The 13,494-nt window shown below is 63.8% G+C and carries 11 protein-coding genes; 10 read left to right on the forward strand and 1 reads right to left on the reverse strand.

Features of this window, described 5'->3' with window-relative positions; genetic code table 11:
- Positions 1-2 precede the first annotated feature (2 nt).
- The 10 genes from ABTW00_RS14720 to ABTW00_RS14765 are packed head-to-tail and all read left to right on the forward strand — an operon-like array spanning position 3 to position 12,859.
- On the forward strand, positions 3-839 hold the full coding sequence (locus tag ABTW00_RS14720) for an ABC transporter permease (RefSeq protein WP_433636165.1): 837 nt from the start codon (positions 3-5) through the stop codon (positions 837-839).
- Positions 840-851: 12 nt separating this feature from the next.
- A complete protein-coding gene (locus ABTW00_RS14725; protein ID WP_433636166.1) occupies positions 852-2,492 on the forward strand; it encodes a dipeptide ABC transporter ATP-binding protein in 1,641 nt (546 codons plus the stop codon).
- 21 nt (positions 2,493-2,513) lie between these two features.
- Positions 2,514-3,920, forward strand: a complete 1,407-nt coding sequence (locus ABTW00_RS14730; RefSeq protein ID WP_167576235.1) for an LLM class flavin-dependent oxidoreductase — start codon at positions 2,514-2,516, stop codon at positions 3,918-3,920.
- Entirely contained in the window at positions 3,917-5,068 is a 1,152-nt protein-coding gene (locus tag ABTW00_RS14735) for an LLM class flavin-dependent oxidoreductase (protein WP_433636167.1), read from the forward strand. Before ABTW00_RS14730 ends, ABTW00_RS14735 begins: the two co-directional genes overlap by 4 nt.
- Positions 5,069-5,095: 27 nt before the next feature.
- Positions 5,096-6,316 (forward strand): acyl-CoA dehydrogenase family protein, encoded by a 1,221-nt coding sequence (locus ABTW00_RS14740; protein ID WP_433636168.1) that lies wholly within the window; start codon positions 5,096-5,098, stop codon positions 6,314-6,316.
- A 10-nt stretch (positions 6,317-6,326) separates the two neighbouring features.
- The gene (locus ABTW00_RS14745; protein WP_433636169.1) at positions 6,327-7,535 is read left to right on the forward strand and encodes a GNAT family N-acetyltransferase; all 1,209 of its coding nucleotides are present in this window, start codon (positions 6,327-6,329) and stop codon (positions 7,533-7,535) included.
- Between the two features lie 20 nt (positions 7,536-7,555).
- Positions 7,556-9,310: an ABC transporter substrate-binding protein gene (locus ABTW00_RS14750; RefSeq protein ID WP_433636170.1), complete on the forward strand. Its 1,755-nt coding sequence runs from the start codon at positions 7,556-7,558 to the stop codon at positions 9,308-9,310.
- A gap of 9 nt (positions 9,311-9,319) precedes the next feature.
- Positions 9,320-10,960, forward strand: a complete 1,641-nt coding sequence (locus ABTW00_RS14755; protein WP_433636172.1) for a dipeptide ABC transporter ATP-binding protein — start codon at positions 9,320-9,322, stop codon at positions 10,958-10,960.
- Positions 10,938-11,867 carry an ABC transporter permease gene (locus ABTW00_RS14760; protein WP_433636174.1) on the forward strand — a complete coding sequence of 310 codons (930 nt, stop codon included), beginning with the start codon at positions 10,938-10,940 and terminating at the stop codon, positions 11,865-11,867. The genes ABTW00_RS14755 and ABTW00_RS14760 overlap by 23 nt, the downstream gene beginning before the upstream one ends.
- A 2-nt stretch (positions 11,868-11,869) precedes the next feature.
- Complete coding sequence (locus ABTW00_RS14765) at positions 11,870-12,859, forward strand: ABC transporter permease (protein WP_433636175.1); 990 nt, start codon at positions 11,870-11,872, stop codon at positions 12,857-12,859.
- Between the two features lie 10 nt (positions 12,860-12,869).
- Here the strand turns inward: ABTW00_RS14765 and ABTW00_RS14770 are convergent, their stop codons facing one another.
- Positions 12,870-13,478: a class I SAM-dependent DNA methyltransferase gene (locus tag ABTW00_RS14770; protein WP_433641048.1), complete on the reverse strand. Its 609-nt coding sequence runs from the start codon at positions 13,476-13,478 to the stop codon at positions 12,870-12,872.
- Between the last annotated feature and the right edge of the window lie 16 nt (positions 13,479-13,494).

Genomic DNA, 13,494 nt, shown 5'->3' on the forward strand with positions numbered 1-13,494 from the left:
CCATGACCTTTACCCTGTTCCTGCGTCGGCTTTCACGACACGGGCTGGCGCTGCTCGGCCTGCTGATTCTGCTCTGCGCGCTGCTGGTCTCGCTGCTGGCCCCCTGGCTGTCACCGTACGACCCGCTCGCCGCCTTCGACGGCCTGCGTCTGGCCCCGCCGGGGACGCCGGGCCATCTACTGGGTCTGGATAATCAGGGCCGCGATGTTTTAAGCCGCATCATCTGGGGTGGACGCAGCCTGCTCGCCGCCTCCGTGCTGCCGATAATCTTCGCCGCGCTGGTGAGCCTGGCCCTCGGCATGCTGGCGGGCTTTCGCGCATCGGCGTTTTCCGAGCTGATTATGCGCAGCATGGACATGCTGTTCGCCTTCCCGATGGTGCTGCTCGCCATCGGCCTGTCGGCGGTGCTGGGCAGCGGTTATCCCACGCTCATCATTACCCTGATTTGCAGCGTCATTCCCTACCTCACCCGCGTGGTCTATCGCGATACCCGCGCCGAAGTGGCGAAAGAGTACGTCGAAGCGCTGCGCGCTCAGGGGGCGTCGACTGCCGACATTCTGTTCCGTGAAATTATGCCCAACGTCGCCACGCCGCTGCTGGTGTACACCACCTCGCTGCTCGGCGGCATGGTGGTGTTCCTCGCCGGCCTGAGTTTTCTTGGCCTTGGCGTACAGCCACCGCAGGCGGACTGGGGGCGCATGGTCGGCGAAGGCGCACAGATGATGATCCTCGGCGCGCCGCACGTGGCTACCGCGCCTGCCGTGGCGATCGTGCTGCTGTCGCTGGCGTTTAACTGGCTGGGGGACGGCTTGCGCGATCTCCTTGACCCTTACCAATAAGGAGCGGCAACCATGAGCCTGCTGCAGATTGCCCACCTTAACGTGCTTTTCCACCGCCAGAACGTCCAGGCGGTAAACGACGTCTCCCTGACCATTGCGCCCGGCGAAGTGCTGGCGCTGGCGGGAGAATCCGGTTCCGGTAAAAGCGTCACCGCCGCCGCCATTCTCGGCCTGCTGCCCGCAGACCAGGTGACGATCGGCGGCAGCATCACCTTCGACGGCCAGCCGCTGCTGCACCAGTCTACGGCACAGCTTAACCGCCTGCGCGGCCACGATATCGCGATGGTGTTTCAGAACTCGCTCTCCACCCTCGATCCCTCGTGGCGAGTGGGCAAACAGCTTCAGCACAATCTGCGTCGTCTGCACCCGGCGCTGGGGCGACGCGCCCTGCGCGAAGAGGCGATCGCCTGGCTGGCGCGCATGAAGATCCGCCAGCCTGAGCAGGTGATGGCGCTCTATCCGCACCAGCTCTCCGGCGGGATGCGCCAGCGTATTCTGATTGCGCTCGCCGCCATGTGCCGCCCGCGCCTGCTGATTGCCGATGAGCCCACCACCGCCCTCGACGCGACCGTACAGCGCGAGGTCCTCCAGTTGCTCAAAGAGCTGTGCCAGCAGCAGCAAATGGCGCTGTTGATCATCACCCACGATTTCGGCGTGGTGGCGGCATTAAGCGATCGCGTTGCGGTGATGCAGCATGGGCGCATCGTTGAGCAGGCCGCCACAGCAGAACTTATTGCCGCACCGCAGCATCCCTATACCCAATCGCTGCTGGCGGCGGTGCCGTGGCCGAATATCTCACCGGTCGCCGCTCGCCTCGCTGACGGTGCGCCGCTGCTGCAAACTCGCGCGCTGGGCAAAGATTTCTGGCGACGCGAGCCGCAGGGTTGGTGGCCGAAAAAGGTGCCGGTGACGGCGGTAAACAACGTCAATCTGCGCGTTCAGCGCGGTGAGATTGTTGGCATTATCGGCGAGTCCGGCTCCGGAAAATCAACCCTCGCGCGGCTGCTGGCGCAGCTGATCCCCGCCGATCGCGGCGAGATACAGTTTGCTGGCGAGCCGGTGCGAACGGCAGATCCGCAAAGTGTCGCCGCCCTGCGCCGTCAACTGCAATGCGTGTTCCAGGACAGCCTGGCGTCGTTCAACCCGCGCCTGACGCTGGAAGAGCAGCTGGTACGCCCGCAGTTTCGCCTCGGCACCGCCACACAGCGCCCGCAGGCGGTGGCCCGCGCCCAATCGCTGTTTAGCGAAGTGGGGCTGGACGTCGCGCTGCTGCAACGTTACCCGCACCAGCTCTCCGGCGGCCAACGCCAGCGCGCCAACATCGCCCGCGCGCTGGCGGTGAATCCGCATTTTCTGCTGCTCGACGAACCCACCTCGGCGCTGGATCTCACGGTGCAGGCGCAGGTGATGACCCTGCTTACGCGTATGCATCAACAGCACGCCCTGACCTGCCTGTTTATCAGCCACAACCTGGCGCTGGTGGCGCAGTTCTGCCAGCGCATTGTGGTGATGGCCCACGGCGAAGTCGTCGACGATTTCCCCCGCCACGCGCTGTATGCCGCCGAGCGTCATCCGCTCACCCGGCAACTGCTGGCCGCCAATTATCTGCTGCCACCGGGCGAGACAGAGACGGCCTTAAAACGATTTGCCTGACCAGTTTAATAAGGACACACCATGACAACCGCGAAAAAACAACTGTTATTCAATGGCTTTATGATGAACGTCGTCGGCCACGTCTCCGCCGGGCTGTGGCGACACCCCGACGACCGCGCCAGCGAGTACACCACGCTCGACTACTGGCTGCACATTGCACGCCTGCTGGATGACGCCGGATTCGATGCGATGTTTATCGCCGACGCGCTGGGGCAGATTGACGTCTACCAGGGCAAACCGGACGCCGCGCTGCGAACCGCCGCGCAGTCGCCGGTCAACGACCCGCTGCTGCTGGTCTCGGCAATGGCCGCCGCCACCCGTCAGCTCGGTTTTGGCATTACTGTCTCCACCACCTACGAACATCCCTACCTGCTGGCGCGTAAGTTCACCACCCTCGATCACCTGACCAAAGGCCGGGTGGCGTGGAACATTGTGACGTCGGTGCTGGAGTCCGCCGCGCGGAACCTCGGGCTGGAAAAACAGATGGACCACGACGAACGCTACGAGCGGGCGCAGGAGTTTCTGGAGGTCACCTATAAGCTATGGGAAGGCTCGTGGGAAGACGATGCGGTACGACGCGACCGTGAGGCGGGCGTGTATACCGACCCGGCCAAAGTTCATCCGATTCGCCATCAGGGACGCTGGTTTACCGTGCCGGATGCCCATCTTGCCGAGCCCAGCCCGCAGCGTACGCCGGTGCTGTTCCAGGCTGGCACCTCGGATCGCGGACGGCTGTTCGCCGCGCAGAACGCCGAAGTAGTGTTCCTTGGCGGCACCACGCCGCAGTCCATTGCGCAGAATATCGACAAAATTCGCACCCAGGCGCACGAGCAGGGCCGTGCCGCCGACGCCATTCGTTTTATCACCGCCATCAGCGTGGTGGTGGATGAAGACGACGCCAAAGCCCACGCCAAATTCCAGGACTACCTCAGCTACGCCAGCCAGGAGGCGGCGCTGGCGCTGTTCTCCGCGTGGACCGGGGTGGACTGGTCCGGCTGGTCGCTGGACGCGCCGCTCAAATACATCGAAACCAACGCCAGCCGTTCCGCGCTGGCCGGGCTGACGCGCATCGACGCCGAGCGCCAGTGGACGGTGGGCGATATCAGCAACTATATCGGCATCGGCGGCATTCACCCAACGCTGGTGGGCAGCCCGCAGAGCGTCGCCGACCAGTTGGAAGCCTTCGCCGACGCCTCCGGCGTTGACGGTTTCAACCTCGCCTACGCCATCAGCCCCGGCAGCTTTGAAGATTTTGTCCGCTGGGTAGTGCCGGAGCTGCAGGCGCGAGGCCGCATGCGCCGCGCCGATGGGTCATCTCTGACCCTGCGCGAACGCCTGCAGGGCAACGGGCAACGGCGGCTGCGTGACGATCACCCCGGCACGCGTTTCCGCCAGCTGAGCGAAAGCTATATCCAGGAGGCGCCATGAGCATTCATCTGCACTGGTATCTGCCGACCAACGGCGACAGCCGGGGGATCGTCGGCGCGGGCGATGACTCCCAGCATATCAGCGGCATCGGCGGGCAGTTCCGCCCCGCGACGCTCGATTATCTGGTGGATATCGCCCGCAGCGCCGAACGTCTGGGCTTTGAGGGCGTGCTGACGCCGACCGGCAGTTGGTGCGAAGACGCGTGGCTCAGCACCATGGCCATCAGCCAGCACACCGAACGGCTGAAATTTATCGTCGCCTTCCGCCCGGGCTTTATTTCACCGACGCTGGCCGCCCATCAGGCCGCCAGCTTCCAGCGGCTGACCGAAGGGCGATTGATGATCAATATCGTCACCGGCGGCGATCCGGTTGAGCAACGTCGCTACGGCGACCGACTGGATCACGATCAACGCTACGCCCGCAGCGGCGAGTTTATTGCCGCGTTTAAAGGCGTCAGCCATGCCAGAAATCACGGCCAGCCGTTCGATTTTCACGGCGAGCACTATCAGCTTGAGCAGGCCACCCTGCTGCCGTCGCCGTGGCCCGTGCCGCCGGTGTTCTTTGGCGGTTCCAGCCCGGCGGCCCAGCAGGTCGCCGCCGCCCAGGCCGACACCTGGATCAGCTGGGGCGAGCCGCCGGAGCAGGTCGCGCCGCAGCTGGAAACCGTGCGCGCGCTGGCCGCCGCCCAGGGGCGCACGCCGAGCTTTGGCATTCGCTTTCACGTTATCAGCCGCGATACCGAGGAGGAGGCCTGGCGCGAAGCCGCACGCCTGCTCAACGGCATTACCCCGGAGCGTATTCACAGCGCCCAGTCGCTGTTGGGGCGCACCGAATCGGTCGGGCAAAAACGCATGAGCGCGCTGCTGGAGAATATTCAGGCCGAGCAGGTCAATCCGGAAAACGTCCGTCTGCTGGAGGTCGCCCCTAATATCTGGAGCGGCTATGCGCTGGTGCGCGGCGGCGTGGGAACCGCCATCGTCGGCAGCCACCAGCAGGTGGCGGAGAAAATCCAGGCCTTCCACGCGCTGGGCATCGAGCACTTTATTTTATCCGGCCAGCCGCATCTTGAAGAGGCTTACTGGTTCGCCGAGGGCGCAGGCGCCCTGCTCCGTCGCAGCGGACTGCTGCATTCATCACATCAACCATAAAAAAACATCGCACCTAAGAGAGGAACTATGAGCCACGCTCAGGATATTTATGCCGGACTTAACCACCAGGAATTCGCCCACTGGAAAGCGGTGGCGCAGGAAGTCGCGGACCGCCTGTACGCCACCTTGCTGGAGCGCGATCGTGCCAACCAGCATCCGTTTGAAGAGATCGACTGGCTGCGCCAGAGCGGCCTGCTCAAATTAGCGGTGCCGAAGTCATTGGGCGGCGGCGGCGCGAATCTGGTGCAGGCGCTGGAGATTGGCCGCATTATCTCCGCGGCCGACGGCTCCCTCGGCCAGTTGATTACCTATCACTATTCCAACGGCGTCTGGAGCTACATTCTCGGCAACCGCGAGCAGTGGGAATTTATCGCCCGCGGCGTGGCGGAAAAAGGCTGGTTCCAGTCGAGCATCAGCAACCCGCGCGACCCGCGTCTGCAGCTGGAATGGGATGGCAGCGACCTGTACGTCACCGGACGCCGCACCTTCGCCACCGGTGCCGCCGTTTCGCAGGTGATGACCATTGCCGTATGGGTGGGCGATGAACTGGTGCAGTATCAGGTCACCGCCGACCAGCCGGGCATTACCTTTAACGATGACTGGGACAACCTCGGCCAGCGCCTCACCGCCAGCGGCACGCTGGAGTTCAACCGCCTGCGCCTGCAGGAGAAAGATCGCCTCACCGGGCTGGAGGAGAAGCCGCACAGCGCGCTGCTGCGTAACGCCCTGCGTAACCAGTTCAGCCAATTGATCTTCGTTCACTTCTACCTCGGCATTGCCGAAGGCGCGCTGAAACAAGCCGCCGCCTATTTCCGCGACACCGTCCGCCCGTGGCCGGAGTCCGGCGTGGAGAGCGCGCTGCAGGATCCGTATCACCGGCTGAAGGCGGGGGAACTCGCCTCCGATCTCGCCGCCGGGATCGCGCTGGCGGAAAAAACCGCCCACGCCTTCCAGGATGCTTTCCACGCGGGCGACGATCTCAGCGAAACCCAGTGGGGCGAGCTGGCGCTGTTAACCGACCAGGCCAAGGTGATTGCCAACAACGTGGCGCTGAAAATCAGCAACGAAATCTATGAGCTGACCGGCGGGCGTTCCACCAGCAATCAGTACGGGCTGGACGTGTTCTGGCGCAACGTGCGTACCCACACGCTGCACGACCCGGTGGCCTACCGGACGCGTGAAGTGGGCGACTACGTGCTGAGCGGCAAGCTGCCGACGCCCCGCGTCTACGCGCCGCCGAAGCGCTAAGGACGTCACGATGCCGGAGATTCGGACTCTTCATGACCCCGCCGAGCTGCTTGCCGCCGCGACGCTGTTTCGCCAGGCGATGTTCGGCCTGCCGGGAGGCGTTACGCCGGTCGATGGCTGGGCCGAGCGCTACGTGGTGCCGGGGCGCGTTTACGCCGCGTCGCTCGACGGGCAACTGGCCGGCACCAGCAATAGCTTTCCCGGCGAACTGACGCTGCCGGGCGGCCAGCGCGTGCCACATGCCGCCGTCACTCACGTTGGCGTGCTGCCGCACTTCAGCCGTCGCGGCGTGTTGCGGGCGCTCTTCAGCCAACAGCTGGCGGATCTCTATCAGCAGGGCGTCGCCGTCGCCACGCTGCGCGCCTCGCAGGGCACGATTTATGGGCGCTTCGGCTTCGGTATCGCCACGGCGATTCAGGATCTGCGTATCGATAAACGTGAACTGCCGTCGCTGCCTGCGGCGGAAGGCGACATTCGTCTGCTGCCCGCCGCGAATGCCTGGGAGGTGCAGCAAGCCATTGTCGCTCGCTATCCACACCCTCAAGCCGGCACGTTGACCCGCTGGCCGCAGTGGTGGGCGCTCCAGCAGCATCGTCTGGCGCACAGCAGCCTGAACCATTATGTTGCGCTGGCCTGCAAGGACGGCGAGCCGCAGGGCTTTGCCCGCTATCACGCGAAGCCCGACGACAACTGGCTCTACAGCACCGAGCGCACGCTGGTGGTTGACGATCTGCACGCCGCCGATCCAAAGCTTGCCGCGCAGCTGCTCGGCTACCTGCTACAGCTGGATATCGCGCGCTATATCGAACTGCCGCACCGCCCGGTGGATGACCCGCTCCCGCTACTGCTGGCTAATCCCCGCGCGGTCCAGCAGACGGGGCGCGTCGATGAAAGCTGGCTGCGGATCATCAACGTCGAGCAGACGCTTAACGCCCGACGCTACGCGAGCGGCGAAGCGGTCACGCTGGCGATTGACGATCCGCTGCTGGCGGAGAACGACGGCGTCTGGCGGCTCTCGTCAGACGGCATTCAGCGCAGCGCGAGCCGACCGGATATCACGCTGGGAATCGACGCGCTCGCCATGCTGCTGCTTGGCGAATACACCGGGCAACAGCTCGCCGCCGCCCGCCGCCTTCAACCGCACCATTCACAGGCCGCCGCGCGTTTAACGTGCCTGCTGGCCTGTCATGAACATCCCTGGTCGGGGATCTTCTTCTAACTTTTTCGGGAGATTTTTTGATGCACAGCATTCGTTGGCCCCTGGCGGGCCAGGCACTTTTCGTCGCGCTGCTCACCGGCGCGATGGTTCCGGCATTCGCCGAAGAGGCAGCCCCACAGCCCGGAGGCACCTTAAAAATCGCCTCATTGCAGCCGGATCTCGACGCCTTCGATCCGCTGACCGGTTACTCGGTAGATTCGTGGGAGATCCTGCGCGCGGTCACCCGCCAGCTGGTCACCTACCCCGGCTCGCCAAAGAGCCTGAAGGATGACACCACGCTGGTGGGCGATCTGGCAAAATCATGGGACGTCAGCGCCGACGGTAAAACCTATACCTTCCACCTGCGCGACGGCATTCGCTATGCGGGGCCAACCACGCGGCCCATTGTGGCGAAGGACTTTGTCTATGCCATTAAGCGTTTCTGCGATCCCAACAAGCAGGTGGCAGCGGTCAACTACTTCAACCTCGCGTTCTCCGGATTTGCCGACTATTGCCAGGCCTTCAGCAAAGTAGCAACCGGCGATCTGGCCGCCAGCAAGGCCTTTATCGACAGCCATGAGATTGCGGGCGTCAGCGCGCCGGACGATAAAACCCTGGTCCTGCGGTCTGACAGCAAGAACTATGATTTCCTCAATATTCTGTCGATGAACTTCGTCACCCCGCTGCCGGAAGAAGTGGCCTCGCGCTACTTCCCGGACTCGCAGGAGTTCCGCAAAAACTTTCCGTCCAGCGGGCCGTACGAAGTCGCCAGTTATGTGAGCGGGCAGAAGCTGCTGCTGACGAAGGTCAAAGACTACAACCACGCCGAAGACCCGGCGCGTAAAGCGTGGGTTGACGCCATCGAAGTGAGCTTTACCGGCAATAACGAAGACAGCGTGATGCAGCGTATTCAGGCCGGTGATGCCGACCTGTCGCTGTACCTCGACGTCCCGCCACAGGCCGCGGTACGCCAGTATCTGGTGCAGAAAAGCCCGTATCTGCATGCCGCCAACAGCGGCGCGGCAAACTTTATCGCCATCAACGCCCAGCCGCAGGCCAAAAGCGCGGGTGCCACCGCGCTGCGCGACCTGCGCGTCCGCCAGGCGTTAGCCTACGCGGTGAACAAGGCGCATCTGGTACAGGCGCAGGGCGGGAAAATTGCCGCGCTACCGCTGGGGCAGATTATCACCAGCACCCTGCTCGGCCATGAGCCGTTCGATCCCTACGCCACCCCCGAGAGCAAAGGCGATGCGGAAAAAGCCAAAGCGCTATTGAAAGAGGCCGGGCTGGCTGATGGGCTGGCGTTGGATCTGGTCTATCGCGCCAATAATCAGTTCAGCACGCTGGCGGTGATCCTCAAAGAGGATCTGGCGCGTGCGGGAATTCGCCTGAACCTGATCCCGGTGCCGCCGCCGCAGTTTATGGCCTATCTGCAAAGCCCGGAAAACCGCTGGGATCTGGCGCTCGGCCAGACCTCGCCGGACTGGCAGGGCCCGGCGACGCGCATGCTGCTCGGCGGCTGGCTGAATTCGGACGCCTCGCCGTGCGGGCGCGGCAACGTGTATGCCATCTGCTATAGCAACCCCAAACTGAACCAGTTGGCGAAACAGGCCTACAGCTCGGATAACCCCGGCCCTATCTGGCAAGAAGCCGACCGCCTGGTCTCCGCCGACCTGCCGTGGATCCCGCTGTTTGAGAAACGCCGCATCGCGGTAACCTCCGAGCGCGTGACCCACTGGACGTGGTCCTCCCTCGCCACGCAGGCCGATATCACCAATATTGCCTTGAAGCCTTAAGGGGGCGTGATGTCATTACTCAATGTACGCGGCTTGACGATTAGCCTTGACCCGCACAGCACGCTAGTCAAAGGCGTCAGTTTTCACGTCGAACCGGGTGAAACGCTGGCGGTAGTGGGTGAATCCGGGTCCGGGAAAAGCCTCAGCCTGCTGGCGGTGCTGGGTCTGCTGCCGACGCCGATGCGCGTGCAGGGAGAGATTGTCTTTAGCGACCAGCCGCTGCACGCCTTTACCCCGGAACAGAAGCGTCAGCTGCGCGGCGCGCAAATTGGCTACGTGTCGCAGGATCCGCTCAGCAACCTGCACCCGCTGAAAAGCGTGGGGCGACAGATCGAGGAGGCGATTCTCGCTCACCGCCGCGTGGGGCGTAAAGCCCTGCGCGAGCAGGTGCTGGCGCTGCTGACGGAGGTGGGCATTGCCGATGCTGCCCGCCGCTATCACGAGCGTCCGGCAAAGTTCTCCGGCGGCCAGCGCCAGCGGGTGATGATCGCCATCGCCATTGCGCTGAATCCGGCGCTGATTATCGCCGATGAGCCCACTACCGCGCTGGATGCCACCGTTCAGGCGTCGATTCTGCACCTGTTAAAACGGCTTCAGCAACAGCACGGCTGCGCGCTGGTGTTTATCAGCCATAACCTGCGGGTGGTTGCCGATATTGCCGACCGGATCGTGGTCATGCAGCACGGTCGCGTGGTTGAACAGGGGGCCACGCGCGCGCTGTTCGATACGCCGCAGCACGACTACACCCGCTCGCTGCTGCAGGCGGGCTGGCATCCGCGCGCGCCCTCGCCGTTTCGCCACGGCGAGGCGACGCCGCTACTCGAGGTGCGTCAGGTTTCGCGCCGCTTCGTGAAACCCTCGCTGTTTTTGTCGGGGAAAGCCGCCGCGCCGGTACTGAATGACGTGAACTTCCGTCTGCACGAGGGGGAAATCCTGGGGCTGGTCGGCGAGTCCGGCTCGGGGAAAAGCACGCTGGGGCGCATTGTCGTCGGGCTGGACGCCCCGGACAGCGGTACGCTGAAGCTGTCCGGCCAGCCGTGGCGGGAGCCGGGAAACCATCATCCGCATCGCCATGCGGTGCAGATGGTATTTCAGGATCCCTACAGCAGCCTGAACCCACGGCGACGCATCGACGACACGCTGGCCCAGCCGCTACAGCTCACCGCCCTGCGCGAACGCGGCCAGATGCTGTCGCCGACGGCGCTACGGGCGGCGATTGACGATCTGCTGGCGCAGGTGGAACTTCCCGCGACCACCGCCTCACGCTACCCGTCGCAGCTCTCCGGCGGCCAGCGTCAACGGGTGGTGATTGCCCGCGCGCTGGCGATGAAACCGAAACTGATCGTCGCCGACGAGGCGGTGTCGGCGCTGGACATCACCACCCAGCACCGCATCATCCAGCTGTTCACCCGTCTGCGCAGCCGCTATGGGCTGTCGCTGCTGTTTATTTCCCACGATCTCGACGCCGTGGCGGCGCTGTGCGACCGCGTACTGGTGCTCCAGGCGGGGCAAATTATCGAGCAAGGCAGTACCGAACAGATCTTCCAGCGGCCGCAGCAGGCGTGGACCCGGCAGCTGCTGGCGGCCATTCCCGGCGCCGCCTACCGTTTTAGTGAGGAGGTCAGCTATGAGCCAGCCGTTGCTCTCTGAGCCATTAGCCCTCGTGCCGTCGTCGTTCTGGCAGCGGTTATGGCGAGAACCGAGCGCCCGCCGCGGGCTGGTGATTGTCGCGCTGATGGTCCTGGCCGCGCTGGCCGCGCCGCTGGCTGCGGCATGGCTCGGTCACGGTGAAACCGAGCAGTTTCGCGACAGCGCGCTGTCGGATATGGGCATACCCGTGGGGCCAACGGCGGCGTTCCCGTTGGGTGCCGACGATAATGGCCGCGATGTGCTGGTGCGTACGCTGTACGGCACCCGCATTTCACTGCTGATCGCCGTACCCGCCACCACGCTGGCAATGGTGATTGGTCTGTTCGTCGGGCTGATTGGCGGCTATCGCGGCGGGCGCATCGACGCGCTGTGCCAGCAGCTGATCAACCTGGTGCTCTCCTTCCCCTTCGTGGTGACGGCGCTGAGTCTGCTGGCGCTCAACCAGGGCGGCGAGAGCGGGCCGCGCGTCGATCCGCTGTGGGTAGTGATTTTCGTCATTACCTTCTTCTCCTGGGGCTATTTCGCGCGCCTGAGCCGGGGGCTGGTGCTGGATATTCGCCAGCAGGAGTTCGTCGCCGCCGCCACGCTGATGGGAGAAAGCCAGTGGCGCATTCTGTGGCGCGATATCATTCCCGGCGTGCTGCCGACGATGGGCATTTACTGGGCCATCCAGCTGCCGACCAATATTATCGCCGAGGCCACCCTTTCGTTTCTCGGCGTCGGTATTCCGGCCCCCGCCGCCAGCCTGGGCAACATGATTGCCGACGTCCAGCGCTCGGCGATGTATCAGGTGCAGCCGTGGTTTTTAGCCGCCCCCGCGCTGGCGCTGTTCGTCACCGTACTGGGCTTTAACTGCCTGAGCAGCGGCCTGCGTAACGTCCTGGACCCTCATCTGGAGCGCCGATAGTCATGACTTTTTCTACGTTAGTGAACACGCTGTTGCGTAGCGCCCTGACGCTGCTGCTGGTGCTCATTGTCGCCTTTGCGCTGACCCGCATCGCCTATCAGGATCCGGCGGTGATGCTGGCGCCGCGCAACGCCACGCCGGAGGCTATTGCCGCCATCGCCCGGGCGCTGCACCTTAACGATCCCTGGTACCAGCAGTTGCGCTATTTCCTGCTGCGCGGGCCGGAGATTCAGGGGGCGCCGGTAGGCATGCTGCACTGGCCTCCCGCGCTGGGCTACTCGTTCCGTTTCCAGACGCCGGTCACCCAGCTCATTTTGCAAAAAGTGCCGGTGACGCTGTCGCTGGCGCTGGGCGCGCTGGCAATCTGGACGGCGATATCGCTGCTCACCGGCGTGCTGGCGGCGCGCTATCGCGATCGTTTTGTTGACCGTCTGCTGGCATTCTTCGCCTATATCGCGCTATCGCTGCCCACTTTCCTGAGCGGCATGCTGATTATCTTCTTCCTGTTTTATCAGCTGTCTTTGCACAACCTTAACTGGTTTCCGGCAGGCGGCTATGTCGCCCTGCGCGAAGACCCATGGCAATGGGCGCGCCATCTGGCGCTACCGTGGTTGACGCTAGCGCTGGCAGAAATAGGCATTTTCCAGCGCGTGCTGCGCAGCAGTATGCTCGACGTGCTGCACCGGGACTATATCCGCACCGCGCGGGCTAAAGGGGTTCGCGAATGGCGAGTTTACTTCGACCATGCGCTGAAGCCCGCGCTCAGCCCGGTATTGATGCTCACCGGGCTGGAGCTGGCGGCGATTATGGGCGGGGCGATTGTCACGGAGAAGATGTTTGGTCTCGACGGCGTTGGGCGACTGGCGATTGACGCGGCGCTGGACGGCGATTTCCCGGTGGTGATCGGCACCACCATTTTCGCCGCCTGCGTGTTCATCGTCTGTAATCTGTTAACCGATGTGCTTCACCGACTGTTTTTGCGCAGCCATTAACGTCGCGTCATCACACGGTTTTCTGCGCCAGCCACACGGTATGACCGGCGCATTGCGGATCTTCCGCACGCATCTCAAGAACCGTAAAACCGTGTTCTGCCAACAGCGCCCGATACGCCTCGGGCGCAAGGCTGGCGTGAAACAGTGGTTCCCCTTCAAACTCGCTCATCGCAATGCCGTCGCCGGGGCCGCTGGTGAACATCAGCGCGCTGCCGGGATGGCTGTGGCGGGCAAAGACTGCAAACATAGCGCGCTGATCCGCCTGGGTAAGATGGAAAAAACTGTCCCAGGCAATCAGGCCGTCGAAGGTTTCCCCCAGCGCCAGACCGCGCATATCCTGCTGCTGCCAGCGCTGCCCGGGAAACTGCGCGCGGGCGTAAGCCAGCATCGCCTCGCTACCGTCGACGCCGGTCACGGCATATCCCCCGGCAATAAAATAGGCCGCGATCGGATCGCCGGTACCACAGCCCATATCCAGAATGCGCCCCGGTTTGCCAACGGCGGCGAGGAATTTATCCAGCCAGCTTTTTTCAAACAGCGTGCGCGAACGCAGACGCACGAAGGCATCGGCGTGACGCTGATAAAGGTTGAGAATTTGCCGCGCGGCAGGATGCTCCATCATGAACCTCATGGCG

The sequence above is a fragment of the Kluyvera georgiana genome (assembly GCF_050990895.1).
GTDB lineage: Bacteria > Pseudomonadota > Gammaproteobacteria > Enterobacterales > Enterobacteriaceae > Kluyvera > Kluyvera georgiana.